At 63.4% G+C, this 15348-nt stretch carries 15 protein-coding genes; 8 read left to right on the top strand and 7 right to left on the bottom strand.

Annotated features, from left to right (window positions below):
- The first annotated feature begins 21 nt into the window (after positions 1 to 21).
- Positions 22 to 873, top strand: coding sequence for an S-formylglutathione hydrolase (gene fghA / locus P3T25_RS22780; protein ID WP_171929005.1), 852 nt, complete (start codon positions 22 to 24; stop codon positions 871 to 873).
- Between the two features lie 53 nt (positions 874 to 926).
- Here the strand turns inward: fghA and P3T25_RS22775 are convergent, their stop codons facing one another.
- The 4 genes from P3T25_RS22775 to P3T25_RS22760 all read right to left on the bottom strand — a co-directional run bounded on the left by P3T25_RS22775 (position 927) and on the right by P3T25_RS22760 (position 4218).
- Entirely contained in the window at positions 927 to 1709 is a 783-nt protein-coding gene (locus P3T25_RS22775) for a metal ABC transporter permease (RefSeq protein ID WP_154558653.1), read from the bottom strand.
- Complete coding sequence (locus tag P3T25_RS22770; protein WP_429358996.1) at positions 1702 to 2667, bottom strand: ABC transporter ATP-binding protein; 966 nt, start codon at positions 2665 to 2667, stop codon at positions 1702 to 1704. The genes P3T25_RS22775 and P3T25_RS22770 overlap by 8 nt, the downstream gene beginning before the upstream one ends.
- Positions 2664 to 3638 (bottom strand): metal ABC transporter solute-binding protein, encoded by a 975-nt coding sequence (locus P3T25_RS22765; RefSeq protein ID WP_429358995.1) that lies wholly within the window; start codon positions 3636 to 3638, stop codon positions 2664 to 2666. Before P3T25_RS22765 ends, P3T25_RS22770 begins: the two co-directional genes overlap by 4 nt.
- A gap of 100 nt (positions 3639 to 3738) precedes the next feature.
- Positions 3739 to 4218 (bottom strand): Fur family transcriptional regulator, encoded by a 480-nt coding sequence (locus tag P3T25_RS22760; protein ID WP_154558650.1) that lies wholly within the window; start codon positions 4216 to 4218, stop codon positions 3739 to 3741.
- 310 nt (positions 4219 to 4528) lie between these two features.
- Between P3T25_RS22760 and P3T25_RS22755 the strand changes: the two genes are divergently transcribed.
- The 7 genes from P3T25_RS22755 to P3T25_RS22725 all read left to right on the top strand — a co-directional run bounded on the left by P3T25_RS22755 (position 4529) and on the right by P3T25_RS22725 (position 10975).
- Positions 4529 to 5311, top strand: a complete 783-nt coding sequence (locus P3T25_RS22755) for an L-iditol 2-dehydrogenase (RefSeq protein ID WP_097390302.1) — start codon at positions 4529 to 4531, stop codon at positions 5309 to 5311.
- Positions 5312 to 5408: 97 nt separating this feature from the next.
- Positions 5409 to 6731 (top strand): ABC transporter substrate-binding protein, encoded by a 1323-nt coding sequence (locus P3T25_RS22750; RefSeq protein ID WP_429358994.1) that lies wholly within the window; start codon positions 5409 to 5411, stop codon positions 6729 to 6731.
- 189 nt (positions 6732 to 6920) lie between these two features.
- Complete coding sequence (locus tag P3T25_RS22745; protein WP_429358993.1) at positions 6921 to 7856, top strand: carbohydrate ABC transporter permease; 936 nt, start codon at positions 6921 to 6923, stop codon at positions 7854 to 7856.
- A 38-nt stretch (positions 7857 to 7894) separates the two neighbouring features.
- A complete protein-coding gene (locus P3T25_RS22740; protein ID WP_233464749.1) occupies positions 7895 to 8728 on the top strand; it encodes a carbohydrate ABC transporter permease in 834 nt (277 codons plus the stop codon).
- Entirely contained in the window at positions 8725 to 9426 is a 702-nt protein-coding gene (locus P3T25_RS22735) for an HAD family hydrolase (RefSeq protein WP_171929012.1), read from the top strand. Before P3T25_RS22740 ends, P3T25_RS22735 begins: the two co-directional genes overlap by 4 nt.
- A gap of 70 nt (positions 9427 to 9496) precedes the next feature.
- The gene (locus tag P3T25_RS22730; protein ID WP_171929013.1) at positions 9497 to 10606 is read left to right on the top strand and encodes an ABC transporter ATP-binding protein; all 1110 of its coding nucleotides are present in this window, start codon (positions 9497 to 9499) and stop codon (positions 10604 to 10606) included.
- Positions 10607 to 10678: 72 nt separating this feature from the next.
- Positions 10679 to 10975, top strand: coding sequence for a DUF1330 domain-containing protein (locus P3T25_RS22725; RefSeq protein ID WP_408268584.1), 297 nt, complete (start codon positions 10679 to 10681; stop codon positions 10973 to 10975).
- A 27-nt stretch (positions 10976 to 11002) separates the two neighbouring features.
- Here the strand turns inward: P3T25_RS22725 and P3T25_RS22720 are convergent, their stop codons facing one another.
- From P3T25_RS22720 to dalD, 3 genes are all read right to left on the bottom strand, one after another.
- Positions 11003 to 11956 carry a sugar-binding transcriptional regulator gene (locus tag P3T25_RS22720; protein ID WP_168435568.1) on the bottom strand — a complete coding sequence of 318 codons (954 nt, stop codon included), beginning with the start codon at positions 11954 to 11956 and terminating at the stop codon, positions 11003 to 11005.
- A 78-nt stretch (positions 11957 to 12034) separates the two neighbouring features.
- Positions 12035 to 13516: a xylulokinase gene (gene xylB, locus P3T25_RS22715; protein ID WP_266261132.1), complete on the bottom strand. Its 1482-nt coding sequence runs from the start codon at positions 13514 to 13516 to the stop codon at positions 12035 to 12037.
- A 113-nt stretch (positions 13517 to 13629) separates the two neighbouring features.
- Positions 13630 to 15042: a D-arabinitol 4-dehydrogenase gene (gene dalD / locus P3T25_RS22710; RefSeq protein ID WP_429358992.1), complete on the bottom strand. Its 1413-nt coding sequence runs from the start codon at positions 15040 to 15042 to the stop codon at positions 13630 to 13632.
- Positions 15043 to 15348: the final 306 nt, after the last annotated feature.

The raw sequence follows: 15348 nt of genomic DNA, 5'->3' as shown, positions 1-15348 counted from the left end.
GGCACAGAAAGGAGCATGTCGATGCTTGAACTATTGTCGTCGCATGCCTGCCATGGCGGCGAGCAGCGGATCTACCGGCACGACTCGCAGGCCGTCGGTCTGCCGATGCGCTTCTCGGTGTATCTGCCGCCGCAGGCTTTGCAGGCCAACGCGAACGTGCCCGCGCTGTTCTATCTCGCCGGCCTGACTTGCACGGAAGAAACCTTCCCGGTCAAGGCGGGCGCGCAGCGCTTCGCGGCGCAGCACGGCATCGCGCTGATCGCGCCGGACACCAGTCCGCGCGGTGCGGGCGTGCCGGGCGAAAGCGCGGCGTGGGACTTCGGCGTGGGCGCGGGCTTTTACGTCAACGCGACGCAGCAGCCGTGGGCGAAGCACTATCGGATGTACTCGTATGTGCGCGATGAACTGCGCGAAACAGTGCTCGCGAATCTGCCGGTGGACGGCGGGCGTCTGGGCATCTTCGGGCATTCGATGGGTGGCCATGGCGCGCTGATGCTGGCGCTGCGCAACCCGGAGATCTATCGGTCGGTGTCGGCGTTCGCGCCGATCGCCGCGCCATCACAGTGCCCGTGGGGCGTGAAGGCGTTCAGCGGGTATCTGGGCGAGGACCGTGAAGCGTGGAGGCAGTATGACTCGAGCGAGCTGGTCGCTCACGCACCACGCAAGTTCGCTGAAGGGATTCTGGTCGATCAGGGGCTGGCGGATCAGTTCCTCGCCGAGCAGTTGAACCCGGATGTGTTCGAAGCCGCTTGCAAGGCCGCAGGACAGCCGCTGACCTTGCGTCGTCATGCTGGCTACGACCACGGGTATTACTTCATCTCGACTTTCATCGAGGACCATCTCGCGCATCACGCGAAGGTGCTGCTCGGCTGATATTCACCGGGACGATGGCGGCGGCACGCAGTGTGTCGCCGCCAGGCGCCGCTTCAACGCCGCCTCAACAAACTCCCGCCATACACCACCGCCGACAGCACGGTGATCCAGAAGCTCGTCGGCCAGTCGGTATAGAACGCCAGCGTCAGACCGAGCCACGCCTGCACCAGGGCGAACACGGCGGCAAGCACGAGACCGGTCGAGAGTCGCGTCGTCACGTTTTGCGCGGCGGCGGCCGGCCCGACCATCAGCGTGAACACCAGCAGCACGCCGACAATCTGCGTGCACGCCGCCACGGCGAGCGCGGCGATCGACAGGAACAGCACCGACACCCTGCGCAACGACACGCCCTTGGCTTCCGCCAATTCCGGCTGCAACGAAGCAAACAACAAGGGCCGCATGATCGCGGCGAGCGCCAGCAAACTGATGACGCCTAGCGCCGCCAGCACGCCGAGTGTCGACGCATTCACGCCGAGCACGTTGCCGAACAGCAGCGCGGTAACTTGAGTCGCGTACGCAGTGAAGAAGTGCAGGAACAGCAAGCCGAAGCCGAGCGACAGCGACAGGATCACACCGATCGCCACATCGCGTCCGGCCAGCTTCTCGCCGAGCGCGCCCATACCGACGCCTGCCGCGAGCGTGAAGCCGATCATCCCCCAGATCGGCGAGATGCCGATCAGCACCGCGCCGGTCGCGCCGGTAAAGCCGACGTGCGAGAGCGCGTGACCGGCGAAAGTCTGTCCACGCATCACCAGAAAATAGCCCACCACGCCTGCCAGCACCGCGACGATCCCCGACGCCGCGAACGCGTTCACCATGAAATCGTATTCAAACATCGTGCTTGTGTCCGTCGCGTGAGTCGTGCTGGTGTGAGTGGCCGTGTGCGCCACCATGGTCGTGCGAATGTGAATGCCCGTGCGAGTGGCTATGGCCGCCGTTCTCGTCGTGTTCGTGCTCGTGATCGTGTTTTTCGACTTCGACGTCGCCCGACATCACGAAGATGCGGCCATTCACGCGCATCACATCGATCGGCGAGCCATAGAGACGCGACAGCACCGGCCGCGTAATGACTTCATCGACGGTGCCGAGCGCGGCGACGCCGCTGCCGAGATACAACACGCGGTCGAGCGCGTGCAGAAGCGGATTCAGTTCATGCGCCGAGAACAGCACGGCAATGCCGAGCTCCTGCTGCACGCGCCGCACCAGTTCGACCACGCTCTTCTGATGATGCGGATCGAGGCTGATCAACGGTTCGTCGAGCAGCAGCAGCTTGGGGTTGCCGAGCAGGCATTGCGCGAGCAGCAGACGCTGACGTTCGCCGCCCGACAGTTCCGATAACGGCCGCTCGGCTAGCTGGCGGCCGCCTACGAGATCGAGCACCCGCTCGACATCCGCGCGGGTTTTGCTGTCCGCATGGGGCAGGCCCCAGCGGTGTCCATCGGCGGCCATGGCGACGAAGTCGCGGCCGCGCACGCGGCGCCCGGCCAGCGCACTGCGCGTCTGCGGCATATAACCGATCGACGAGTTACCACGCTCGACCGGCTGCCCTAACACGCGGATCGCGCCGCTCGCCGCCGGCACGAGACCGAGCACGGCGCGCATCAGCGTGGTCTTGCCCGCGCCATTCGGCCCGAGCACGCCGATGAATTCGCCCTGATTCACCACGAAGCCGGCGTCGCGCAGAATCGTGCGGCCGCCGAGTTCGAGCGTCACACGCTCGAGTTCAAGCACGGGCGCGTTGCTGCGAGCGCCCGTCGATGCATTAGCTGGCGTGCTGCGGCCAGTTTCGGTCATTGCGTTTTTCCTTTGGCGGGTGTTGCCGCAGCATTCGCTCCGCCCGCGTCGCCCGCAGCCAGCGCCGTGCCCAACCCGTCGAGCTGCGTCAGCATCCACGTCTGATAGGTCTTACCGGCCGGTTCGGTTTCGGTGACGCTCATGGTCGGCACCTTCGATTGCTGCGCGAGCTTCAACATGCGTTTGGTCAGGGCCTCGGTTGCCTGGCTGTTATAGATCAGAACGCGCACGCGCTTTTCGCGCAGATCGCGTTCGAACGCGGCGATATCGGCCGCGCTTGCTTCAGTGTCGTTCATCGTCGCCAACTGGAAGCGCAGATTGCGCATCGAGAGGCCGACTGCGTCCGACATATAGCCGAATACCGGCTCGGTTGCCGTCACCGGCACGCCGGCGTAGCGGCCATGCAGATCGGCGACTTTGGCGTCGATGGGTTTCAGCGAATCGAGAAACTTCGCGAGGTTCGCATCGTACGCCGACTTGTGCGCCGGGTCAGCCGCGACGAGCGCCGCGCTTACCGCGCGCGCCACTTTCGGCATGGTGGCCGGGTCGTACCAGAGGTGAGGATTATCGCCGCTCTTCTTGCCTGTCAGCTCGGCGGCAACGATCGTCGCGCGATTCGAGCCCTTGGAAGCGGCCAGCAGTTTCGCCATCCACGGATCGTAGTCGGCGCCGTTGTAGACCACAAGGCTCGCATGCTGCAAGGCCCGCGCCGTCTTTGGGCTGGCTTCGAACAGATGCGGGTCCTGATCCGGATTGCTGAGGATGCTGGTCACGTCGACGCGATCGCCGCCCAGTTGCTGCACGACGTCACCGTAAAAGTTTTCCGCTGCCACCACCGGGATTTTCGCATCCGCGGCAAATGCGCCGTGGCTGAGCGTGAAAGCAGCGGCGGCCGCTGCGCCCATGGCCACGGTCTTCGACAGCTTTAGCGCATCGCGCGCCCCGTTCAACATCGAGCCGAATTTCTTCATCGTTGTTTCCTGCTGCGTGAGAGTTGAATGAACTACGAACCTTGGGAGCGGCGCGTTTTGGCGTTCATACCGGCGTTCATACTGGTGATCAGGCCGGCTTTCATAGGGACGCACCGGAGGGCCGCGCCGCGCGGGCGCAGCGCGCGCACAGCCCGCTTAGCTCGACCACCTGGCGGTGCACCTCGAAACCGTGTGCCGGCACGCTATGCGACAGTTGTTGGGCAAGATCGCCGCCGGGAATCTCCACAGTCGCGCCGCACCCGTCGCACATCAGAAACTGGCTGCGATGCGGCACGCCGACCTCGCAGCAGGCAAAAAACGCGTTCTTCGATTCGATCCGATGGACGAAGCCGTGCGCGAGCAGAAAGTCCAGCGCCCGGTAGATCGTGGTGGGCGGCACGCGCCCGCGTTGCGGTTCAAGCGCGTCCAGCAACTCATAAGCGCCGATCGGCCGGTCGCTGGCGACGATCGCCGCATACACCTGACGCCGCAGCGGCGTGAGCGCGAGCCCATGCAGGGCGGCGTGCGCCTCGGCATGGGCGAGCCGTACAGCATGGTGTTCTGCAATCGATGTAGCCATCAGCGGACTCCCTGACGAACCTGCAAAGCTTCGGAGCGAAGCGAGGCCGCAATGATATAACGTATCTCGAATTTTTGTCAGCGGCTTGCGCAGAAAGCAGCTTGGCGGTCTTCGATTTCTCGTATTTGTGTCGGTCGAAGCTGGAAGAGGGTGCGCGATGGTCCTGCCGCGCTGCACCATCGAAATCTGGTCGAGCGCCTTGACATGACCCTGTCCGTATCCGATCATTCGATCACTAACAGAGCAATTGTTCGCGCAACGAGCGTTCGCTCACCGCGCCTCAAGAAGCGAAACGAACCGGAGACAGGCAGTGGCGGCACGATTGCAAGACAAGGTGGCCATTCTGACGGGCGCGGCAAGCGGAATCGGTGAAGCCGTGGCCCGGCGCTATCTGGACGAAGGCGCGCGTTGCGTGCTGGTCGACGTCAAGCCGGCGGACAGTTTTGGCGACGCGTTGCGCGCCGCTTACGGCGACCGCGTGCTGACCGTCAGCGCCGATGTCACGCGCCGCGAGGATATCGAACGCATCCTCGCGAGTACGCTGGAGCGTTTCGGCCAGGTCGATATCCTGTTCAACAACGCAGCGCTCTTCGATATGCGCCCGATCCTCGATGAATCCTGGGACGTGTTCGACCGCCTCTTTGCGGTCAACGTGAAGGGCATGTTCTTCCTGATGCAAACCGTCGCCCGGAAAATGGTCGAGCAGGGCCACGGCGGCAAGATCATCAATATGTCGTCGCAAGCCGGGCGGCGCGGCGAGGCGCTGGTGTCGCACTACTGCGCAACCAAAGCCGCCGTACTCAGCTACACGCAATCCGCAGCGCTCGCCCTCGCGCCGCACCAGATCAATGTGAACGGCATTGCGCCGGGCGTCGTCGATACGCCGATGTGGAAAGAGGTCGACGCGCTCTTCGCCCGCTATGAAAACCGGCCGCTCGGCGAGAAGAAGCGCCTCGTCGGTGAAGCGGTGCCGCTCGGCCGTATGGGTGTGCCGGACGATTTGACCGGCGCCGCCCTGTTTCTCGCGTCGGCGGATGCCGACTACATCACCGCGCAAACCCTGAACGTCGACGGCGGGAACTGGATGAGCTGAGCGAATCGCAGAGTGGATGAGCCGAACCTGTTTCACCCTTCGTTATTTTCGTAGAACAAACGCAGCATCACATAACGTACGAGAAAGGAGACATCACATGAAACCAGCTACAAAATCCGCGCTGAAGGCGGTCAGTGCCGGCGCTGTCGCATGCTTTGCGTTGCACGCTCAGGCGGCCACGGTGACCATCGCCACGTTGAACAATCCGGACATGATCGAGCTGAAGAAGCTCTCGCCCGCTTTCGAGCAGGCGAATCCGGACATCAAGCTCAACTGGGTGATTCTCGAAGAAAACGTGCTGCGTCAACGCGCCACCACCGACATCACGACCGGCAGCGGCCAGTTCGACGTGATGACGATCGGTGCGTACGAAACGCCGCAATGGGGCAAGCGCGGCTGGCTCACGCCGCTCACCAATCTGCCCGCTGATTACGATCTGAACGACGTCGTGAAGACGGCTCGCGACGGCCTCTCGAGCGGCGGCCAGTTGTACGCGCTGCCGTTCTACGTCGAAAGCTCGATGACGTATTACCGCAAGGATCTGTTCGCGGCCAAGGGCTTGAAGATGCCCGATCAGCCGACCTACGACCAGATCGCGCAGTTCGCCGACAAGCTCACCGACAAAGCCAACGGCATGTACGGCATCTGCCTGCGCGGCAAAGCCGGCTGGGGCGAGAACATGGCCTATGGCACGACGGTGGTGAACACCTTCGGCGGCCGCTGGTTCGACGACAAGTGGCAGGCGCAGTTGACGTCGCCGGAATGGAAGAAGGCGATCACCTTCTACGTCGATCTGCTGAAGAAAGATGGTCCTCCGGGAGCCAGCTCGAACGGCTTCAACGAAAACCTGACGCTGATGTCCTCGGGCAAGTGCGCGATGTGGATCGACGCAACGGTGGCGGCCGGCATGCTCTACAACAAGCAGCAGTCGCAGATCGCCGACAAGGTGGGCTTTGCGGCGGCGCCGATCGCCGTCACGCCGAAGGGTTCGCATTGGCTGTGGGCGTGGGCGTTGGCCATTCCGAAGTCGTCGAAGCAGGCTGACTCGGCGAAGAAGTTCATCGCGTGGGCCACGTCGAAGCAGTACATCGAAATGGTCGCGAAGGATGAGGGCTGGGCCTCGGTGCCGCCGGGAACACGCCACTCAACCTACGCACGTCCTGAATACAAGGAGGCTGCACCGTTCGGCGACTTCGTGCTGAAGGCAATCGAAACGGCTGACCCGGATCATCCGACGTTGAAGCCAGTGCCGTATACCGGTGTGCAGTTCGTCGGCATTCCTGAGTTCCAGTCGTTCGGCACCGTAGTCGGTCAGAGCATCTCCGGCGCGATTGCCGGCCAGATGACGGTCGATCAGGCGCTGGCAGCCGGCCAGGCAACGGCGAATCGCGCCGTGCAACAGGCCGGGTATCAGAAGTAAAGCGGAAGCCAGCCACATGAGTCACGTGGCACGCGCCGGCTGACGCCCGTCAGCCGGCCCACGCAGCACAGCGGGCCGTCCCCGCCGCGTGGGCACCGAGACATCGCATTGCGTCGCGGTAGCCAGGCGGTTTAAGCCATCACGGCGGATAAGGCGCCGGCCCGCGCATTACCGAACAGGTGGTCAATCATGCGTCCTTTACGCCTGCCTCTTATGCATGCCCATCCCCAAACAGAAAAAGAACGCGAAACCAGCAAAGCCAATTCGGCCCGCTGGCTCGTGACGCCCTCAGTCGCAGTGCTCGTGCTGTGGATGGCGATTCCGCTGGCGATGACGATCTGGTTTTCGTTCTCGCGCTATAACCTGCTGAATCCGGATCTGAAAGGCTTCGCCGGTTTCGACAACTACAAGTATCTCGCCAGCGATCCGTCGTTCGGACCGTCGATCGGGCACACGCTCGAGTTGATCATCTCGGTGCTGGTGATCACGGTGGTCGGCGGCGTGCTGATGGCGATCCTGTTCGATCGTAAGTTCTACGGTCAGGGCATCGCGCGGCTACTGGCGATCGCACCGTTCTTCGTGATGCCGACCGTCAGCGCGTTGATCTGGAAGAACATGATCCTGCATCCGGTGTATGGCCTGATCGCACAGGGCATGCGCGCGATCGGTCTGCAGCCGATCGACTGGTTCGCCGAATACCCGCTCACGGCCGTGATCATGATCGTCGCGTGGCAGTGGTTACCGTTCGCGTTCCTGATTCTGTTCACCGCGATCCAGTCGCTCGATCAGGAGCAGAAGGAAGCGGCGCGTATCGACGGTGCGGGTCCGTTCTCGATGTTCTTCTACATCACGCTGCCTCACCTGAAACGGGCGATCGCGGTGGTGGTGATGATGGAGACGATTTTCCTGCTGTCGATCTTCGCCGAAATCTATACGACCACGGGCGGCGGTCCGGGCACCGCGACCACCAATCTGTCGTACCTGATCTATTCGCTGGGCCTGCAACAGTTCGACGTCGGTCTCGCTTCGGCGGGCGGCATTCTGGCTGTCGTGCTGGCTAACATCGTGTCGTTCTTCCTTGTGCGGATGCTCGCGAAGAACCTGAAAGGGGAGTACGAAAAATGAGCCACGTTGCCTCTACCTCTGCGTCGGGCACGGCGCCGATGACCGTGCCGGCCAAGTCGCCGTTCGCCGCAATTCGCCGCGGCCTTCCTGGCGTGATCGCCTGGCTCGTCGCGTTGCTGCTGTTTTTCCCGATCTTCTGGATGACGATCACCGCGTTCAAGACGGAGCAGCAGGCGTATTCGTCGTCGCTGTTTTTCATCCCGACGCTCGATAGCTTCCGCGAGGTGTTCGCGCGCAGCAACTACTTTTCGTTCGCGTGGAATTCAATCCTGATCTCGGCGGGCGTCACGCTGCTGTGCCTGATTCTCGCCGTGCCGGCCGCGTACGCGATGGCGTTCTTTCCGACGCGCCGCACGCAGAAAGTCCTGCTGTGGATGTTGTCGACCAAGATGATGCCGTCGGTTGGCGTGCTGGTGCCGATCTATCTGTTGTGGAAGAACAGTGGTCTGCTCGATTCGGTGTCCGGTCTGGTGATTGTCTACACGCTGATCAATCTGCCGATTGCGGTGTGGATGTCGTTCACGTACTTCGCCGAAATTCCGCGCGACATTCTCGAAGCAGGCCGGATCGACGGCGCGGCAACGTGGCAGGAAATCGTCTATCTGCTGATGCCGATGTCGCTGCCGGGGCTTGCCTCCACCGCGCTGCTGCTGGTAATCCTGTCGTGGAACGAAGCGTTCTGGAGCATCAACCTGTCGAGTTCGAACGCCGCGCCGCTGACTGTGTTCATTGCGTCGTATTCGAGTCCTGAAGGCTTGTTCTGGGCCAAGCTCTCCGCTGCTTCACTGCTTGCGGTTGCGCCGATCCTGATTGTCGGCTGGCTGTCGCAGAAGCAACTGGTGCGCGGTCTTACTTTTGGGGCGGTCAAATGACCGCAGGTACGACGGTAGGTCATTTCGCGCTGATCTGCGATTGCGACGGCGTGCTGATCGACAGCGAAGCCGTGGCGGCGAGCATGCTGGTGCACGAACTCGAGGCGCGCTGGCCCGATGCCGATGTTGAGCCGGTGGTGTTGCCGCTGCTCGGCTTGCGCATCGAAAAGGTGCTGCAGGGCACGGCGGCGCAACTTGGCAAGAGCCTGAGCGTCGAGGATATCGAGTCGATCCGCCAGGCGGTGGAAGCGGCGGCGATGCAGGCGTCGGCGGTCGTTGGCATCGAGTCCGCGCTCGCGCAGGTGCCGCTCACCAAGGCATGTGCGAGCAACAGTTTCCGGCCGTATGTGGAGAACGTGCTGGCGCGCACGGGCCTCGTGAAGTTCTTCGGCGACCGGCTCTTTTGCGCCGATGCGGTGCCGAATCCGAAGCCCGCGCCCGATGTCTATCTCGCTGCCGCGCTTGGTCTCGGCCTCGCGCCGTCCGCCTGCCTCGTGGTGGAAGACAGCGTGACGGGCGTGACGGCGGCAACCGCGGCGGGCATGACGGTGCTGGGCTTTATCGGCGGCGGTCATGCGAGTGACGCGCAGATCGACGCGTTGCATGCGGCGGGTGCGCGTACTGTGTTCGACGACATGCTGCAGTTGCCGGACCTGGTCGCGCAATGGACGCTGAGCGCGACGGCAGCGATACCGTAAGGGCAGCCGCGTTGGCGCAGCACCTGGATAAATGAATTAACGCAGCAAGAGCAATACACGGAGACACATCATGGCAAGCGTAACTCTGCGCAACATCCGAAAAGCCTACGACGACAACGAAGTGATGCGCGACATCAACCTCGACATCCTGGACGGCGAATTCGTCGTGTTCGTGGGTCCGAGCGGTTGCGGTAAATCGACGCTGATGCGGATGATCGCCGGCCTCGAAGACATCAGTGGCGGCGATCTGACCATCGACGGCACGCGCGTGAACGACGTACCGCCCGCCAAGCGCGGCATCGCGATGGTGTTCCAGTCATACGCGCTGTATCCGCACATGACGCTGTACGACAACATGGCGTTCGGCCTGAAACTCGCCGGCACCAAGAAGCCGGAAATCGACTCCGCCGTGCGCAATGCGGCGAAAATCCTGCACATCGACCATCTGCTCGACCGCAAGCCGAAGCAGCTTTCAGGCGGCCAGCGCCAGCGTGTTGCAATCGGCCGCGCGATTACGCGCAAGCCGAAGGTGTTCCTGTTCGACGAACCGCTGTCGAATCTCGACGCCGCGCTGCGTGTGAAGATGCGCCTCGAATTCGCGCGTCTGCACGACGAGCTGAAGACCACGATGATCTACGTGACGCACGATCAGGTCGAAGCAATGACGCTGGCCGACAAGATCGTCGTGTTGTCGGCGGGCAATGTGGAGCAGGTCGGCAGCCCGACCATGCTGTATCACGCGCCGGCCAATCGCTTCGTCGCCGGCTTCATCGGTTCGCCGAAGATGAACTTTATGGAAGGGATCGTGCAGTCGGTGACGCACGACGGCGTCACGGTACGCTACGAAACCGGCGAGACGCAGCGCGTTGCGGTGGAGCCGGGCGCGGTGAAGCAGGGCGACAAGGTCACCGTCGGCATTCGTCCGGAGCATCTGCACTTCGGAATGGCCGACGACGGCGTGTCGGCGCGCACGATGGCAGTCGAATCGCTTGGCGACGCAGCGTATCTGTATGCGGAATCGAGCGTGGCGCCGGATGGTTTGATCGCGCGGATTCCGCCGCTCGAACGCCACAGCAAGGGCGACACGCAAAGGGTCGGCGCCACGCCTGAGCACTGCCATTTGTTCGACAGCGAAGGGAAAGCCTTCCAGCGTAAGATCGTAGAAGTGCTGGCCGCGTGAGTATGTGATTGGGAAAGCGGCGGGCGCGCCGCTTTCCGTTCGGTCACGTTTATTCACGCTGAGGAAACGTTCATGCCCGCCTACGTCGTCATCACGCGCGAGAAAACGCTCGACCCCGCCAAACTGGAAGAATACAAACAGGACGCGCCCGCAGTCTTCGAGAAGCATGCCGTCATGGTGCTCGCGAGCCATGGGCAGAAAGAAGTGGTGGAGGGGCCGCCGATCGACGAAATCCTGATCCTCGAGTTCCCCAGTTACGACGAAGCGATCGCGTGGTATCGCAGCCCTGCGTATCAGGCGGTCAGCGAGACGCGCCTGCAGGGCGGCGAGTACCGCATCATCATCACGGAAGGGCTGCCGGTGTTGTAGAGCGGCGGTGTGCCGCCTGTAAGCCTTTTAAGCCGCCGCTTCGAGCGCCGCTCGCGCACACAACTCGTCGGTCACCAGTCCCGACAGCCAGCCGCCTTTAAGCACCGCGATCAGCGCTTCGCGCTTGCGCTCGCCGCCGGCAAAGCCGATGGTAGGACGCCGCGGTGGCGAGTCGAGCGCGATGCTGGTGACGCGCCGGCCGGTCGGCGATTCGACGTGCGCGCCGGCTGCATCGATCGGCAGGCCGAGCATTTCGGCCACCGCACCGTTCTGCATCAACTCTTTTACTTCCGCGGACGTGATAAAGCCGTCTTCGTGCAACGGGCATTTCGGCCCGATATTGCCGATGCCGACGAACGCGACATCCGCTTGCGCCGACAGCGATTCGACGATCCGGTACAGCCGGTGATTGCACCACTGTGCGCGTTCGGCTTCGCTATCGGCGAGCAACGGCGCGGGCAGCAGAAAATGCTTGCCGCCGGTCTTCTCCGAAATGTGCAGCGCGACGTCGTAGCGGTTCGACGAGCCGTCCGAGGCGATCGCCCCAACCATCGATACCAACCGATGCTGCGGACGCTCCAGTTGGGCGATCTGATCGACCGCGGCCTTCAGCGTACGGCCGCTGCTCACGGCGACCACCATCGGCTTTTCTTCGCCGAGATAGCGTTCCATGACTTGTGCGCCGGCCACGGCAAGCTTGCGGTCGACTTCTTCCGAGGTATCGCTGTCGATCGGTACGACTTCGCACATGCTCAGGCCGTAGCGCTTCGAGAGTTGATCGGCGAGCGCGAGGCAATCGGCCAGTTTGTGATCGACGCGTACGCGAATCAGGTTCTTTTCGACCGCGAAGGCAACCAGCCGCTGCGCGACCGGGCGCGACACCTGCAGCTTCTCGGCGATCTCGTTCTGGGTATTGCCTGCGACGTAGTAAAGCCACGCGGCGCGGGTAGCAAGGTCTAATTTTTCTGTGGACTTGGGCACGGTGACGGTTCGCTTGAAGTGCGCCGATGATAGCAGCCGGTTCCCGCGTCTCAACGGCAACCGGCTGTGCTTTGCCGGTCAGGCGAGCGGTTGTCGCGCGGGGTCGAACAGCGGCCGCACGTGGCGGTAGAGCGCGCGATACGCTTCGAGCCGGTTGCGCAGTTCGGCGTGCCGTCGCGGGTTCGGCGTGAACTCCTTTTCGATCGGCGGCTTGCTCAGCACCTTGGCCGGGTCGCCGCCCGCCGCCAGCCAGCCGAGGCGTGCCGCGCCGAGCGCCGCGCCGGTTTCGCCGCCGCCGTGCTTGCGGGTGGCGGTGTCGAGCGCGTCGGCGAGCAGTTGTGCCCAGTAGTCGCTGCGCGCACCGCCGCCGAGCAGGGACAGTGCCTTTGCTTCGGTGCCGGCCGCGCGCAACGCGTCGAGGCCGTCGGTGAGCGCGAGCGTCACGCCTTCGAGCACCGCGTAGCCGAGCAATGCGCGATCGGTCGCGTGATTCATGCCGAAGAACACGCCCTGCGCATACGGGTCGTTGTGCGGCGTGCGTTCACCGGATAGATAGGGCAGAAAGAGCGGGGCAGTGGTCAACGCTTCCGCTGGGAGCGCCTCGATTTCGGCGAGCAGGGTCGGCTCGTCGGTGGAGGTGAGCTTGCAGACCCAGCGCAAACAGCTTGCCGCCGACAACACCACGCTCATCTGATGCCAGCGATCCGGAATCGCATGGCAGAACGCGTGCACCGCGGAAGCGGGATTCGGCCGGAAGCTGTCGCCGACCACGCACAACACACCTGAGGTGCCGAGCGAGACGAAGCCGTCGCCCGGTTGCGTCGCGCCGATGCCGATCGCGCTCGTGGCATTGTCACCACCGCCGGCCGCGACGATCACGCCGTCGCTCAAACCGAACTCGCGCGCCACCGCGGGAAGCAGGGTGCCGGACGGTTCACTGCCTTCGCACAAGGCCGGCATCTGCGCGCGCGTCATGTTGCAGGCGGCGAGCAATGAATCGGACCAGTCGCGTTTGGCGACGTCGAGCCACAGCGTGCCTGCTGCATCCGATGGATCGGACACCTTGCCGCCGGTCAGTTGCAGGCGCAGGTAGTCCTTTGGCAGCAGCACGCAGGCGGTCTGCGCGAAGATTTCCGGTTCGTGGTGCGCCACCCATAGCAGCTTCGGCGCGGTGAATCCGGGCATCGCGAGATTGCCGGCCACGGTGTGCAACTCCGGCGCGCGCTCGGTGAGCTCCGCGCACTCCTTGTCGCTGCGCATGTCGTTCCACAGGATCGCGGGCCGCAATACGCGGTCTTGCGCATCCAGCAGCACGGCCCCGTGCATCTGCCCCGAGAGGCCGATGCCGCGAATCTGCGCGAACTCGTCCGGATGTTTGGCGCGCAACGCGGCCAGCGCCGCGCGCGTGCCGGCCCACCAGTCTTCAGGATTCTGTTCGGCCCAGCGCTGATGCGGACGCGAAACCGTAAAGGGTGAGCCTGCGGTGCCGATCACGCGTCCATCGGAGGCGAGCAGCAGGACTTTCACTTCGGACGTGCCGAGGTCGATGCCGAGATACATGGGCGCGAAACCTTCGTCGTTAGGAATGCGCTACTTTAGCCGCACATGGCGCGCGGTGCCATGCGCATTAAGCCTGGCACCGGCGTGTTTCGCGTGGTTCGCTATAGCGCGGGTCAGGCCGCGCCGCGTTTGGCCAGCCATACGTCGACTCGCGCCAACGCGCCCGCCAACGCCGATTCCAATTCCGGCGTCTGCGCCATGCTGCCCCAGAGCAGGCGGTCAGCGGCGAACGCCTGCAACGGATCGGGCGCGCTAAAGAAGCCGCGGGCGATGCGTTCGTCCATCACGCCATCCTGATACACATACGGCAGCGTGCCGGCGTTCCAGCGCTCAAGGAAGCGGAAGAACAGCGCCGGCAACATCGCCGTCGCCGAAGGCGTGACGCCACGTTCGAAGCATTCGGCGAGCGTCGGCGCAATAAAGCCGGGCAGCTTTGAAAAGCCATCGGCCGCGACGCGCTGGTTGGTGTCCTGGATGTAGGGATTGCCGAAGCGTTCGAGCACCACGTCGCGATAGCGTTCGAGATCGAGCGGGCTTGGCGTGAGGCACGGAATCACGTCTTCGGTCACGTAGTCGAAGGCGAATTTGTTGATGTCCGGATCGAGCGTCCCTTCGTGGATGTAGGTCAGTCCGACCAGCGTGCCCGCCCACGCAATGCAGCTATGCGTCGCGTTGAGAATGCGGATCTTCGCTTCCTCGTACGGCAGCACCGAGTCGACCAGTTCCGCGCCGACCTTTTCCCACGCGGGGCGTCCGGCGATGAAGCGGTCTTCGATCACCCATTGGATAAAGGACTCGCCCATCACCGGGCAGGTATCGTCTACGCCGGTAGCGGCTTTCACGCGCTCGCGCACGTCGGGTGTCGGACGCGGCGTGATGCGATCGACCATCGAGCTCGGGCACGCGGTGTTGTCGTCGAACCATTGCGCCAGGTCCTCCGCGCCGCGCCGTTCGAGAAACTCGCTCATGCCCGCATGAAAACGCTCGCCGTTGCTGCGCAGGTTATCGCAGGTCTGCAGCGTGACCGGGCCGGCGCCGCGCTTCATGCGTGCGTCGAGAATCGCCGCTAGCGCGCCGTAAATCGTGGTGTGGCCGCCTTTCAGGTCAGCGGCAAGATCGGCATTGGCCGTGTCGAGTTCGTCGTGTTCGTCGAGGTAATAGCCGCCTTCGGTGACCGTGAACGCAATGATCTTGCAGGCCGGATCGGCGCCCGCTTCGATCAGCGCATCGAGACTCTCGGTCCACGGCACCACGCGCTCGATCGAACGAATCGTCTCGTACGCGCGCTCGCCCTGCGGCGTGACGGTCTCGAGCGTATAGACGCCGTTTTGCGCGGCGAGTGCGTCGAGCACCGCGTTCATGTCGCTGCGGATATTGCCGACTGTCAGCGACCAGTGCGGCTCGCCCGCCACCTTCGCCTCGTTCAACCGATGGAGATACCACGCCTGATGCGCGCGATGAAACGATCCCGCGCCGATGTGCAGGATCACGTGTGCGGCCGCGCCGCTGCCTTGCCCGCTGTTCATGTGCGTCTCCTGAATGTCCTTGATCGCACGGCTCGGCGCGTGCGTTTTTCTTGGGGTGGAGCATTTGCTCTGTCTGTGAGCGAATGATCGTACCCGGCGGAACGAATGTCAAGGCGACGTAGAGGGCTTTTCGTGGCGCAGCGCGGCGTGGCGGGACTTCCGGCGCGACTCGCGTGACGCCCGCGCGTTATGGGACGTGTCTCGCGGTGCGTATTGCATTGCATCAAATTTGACTTTCACCGCGCCAGGACTAACCCGAATGCAAAAAAGTATCGGTCTGCGGTTTGATTTTTAGTGGTGGATCAG

It is taken from the genome of Paraburkholderia sp. GAS32 (assembly GCF_050434225.1).
GTDB classification, from domain to species: domain Bacteria; phylum Pseudomonadota; class Gammaproteobacteria; order Burkholderiales; family Burkholderiaceae; genus Paraburkholderia; species Paraburkholderia madseniana.
The sequence above is the reverse complement of the archived record's forward strand: the minus strand, read 5'-3'. Positions and strand labels throughout refer to the sequence as shown.

Excerpts from the sequence above, each read along its gene's own strand:
- P3T25_RS22765 (WP_429358995.1), bottom strand. The coding sequence starts at position 3,638 with ATGAAGAAATTCGGCTCGATGTTGAACGGGGCGCGCGATGCGCTAAAG.
- P3T25_RS22735 (WP_171929012.1), top strand. The coding sequence starts at position 8,725 with ATGACCGCAGGTACGACGGTAGGTCATTTCGCGCTGATCTGCGATTGC.
- xylB (WP_266261132.1), bottom strand. The coding sequence starts at position 13,516 with ATGTATCTCGGCATCGACCTCGGCACGTCCGAAGTGAAAGTCCTGCTG.
- P3T25_RS22770 (WP_429358996.1), bottom strand. The coding sequence starts at position 2,667 with ATGACCGAAACTGGCCGCAGCACGCCAGCTAATGCATCGACGGGCGCT.
- P3T25_RS22750 (WP_429358994.1), top strand. The coding sequence starts at position 5,409 with ATGAAACCAGCTACAAAATCCGCGCTGAAGGCGGTCAGTGCCGGCGCT.
- fghA (WP_171929005.1), top strand. The coding sequence starts at position 22 with ATGCTTGAACTATTGTCGTCGCATGCCTGCCATGGCGGCGAGCAGCGG.
- P3T25_RS22775 (WP_154558653.1), bottom strand. The coding sequence starts at position 1,709 with ATGTTTGAATACGATTTCATGGTGAACGCGTTCGCGGCGTCGGGGATC.
- P3T25_RS22725 (WP_408268584.1), top strand. The coding sequence starts at position 10,679 with ATGCCCGCCTACGTCGTCATCACGCGCGAGAAAACGCTCGACCCCGCC.
- P3T25_RS22760 (WP_154558650.1), bottom strand. The coding sequence starts at position 4,218 with ATGGCTACATCGATTGCAGAACACCATGCTGTACGGCTCGCCCATGCC.
- P3T25_RS22745 (WP_429358993.1), top strand. The coding sequence starts at position 6,921 with ATGCGTCCTTTACGCCTGCCTCTTATGCATGCCCATCCCCAAACAGAA.
- P3T25_RS22730 (WP_171929013.1), top strand. The coding sequence starts at position 9,497 with ATGGCAAGCGTAACTCTGCGCAACATCCGAAAAGCCTACGACGACAAC.
- dalD (WP_429358992.1), bottom strand. The coding sequence starts at position 15,042 with ATGAACAGCGGGCAAGGCAGCGGCGCGGCCGCACACGTGATCCTGCAC.
- P3T25_RS22740 (WP_233464749.1), top strand. The coding sequence starts at position 7,895 with ATGACCGTGCCGGCCAAGTCGCCGTTCGCCGCAATTCGCCGCGGCCTT.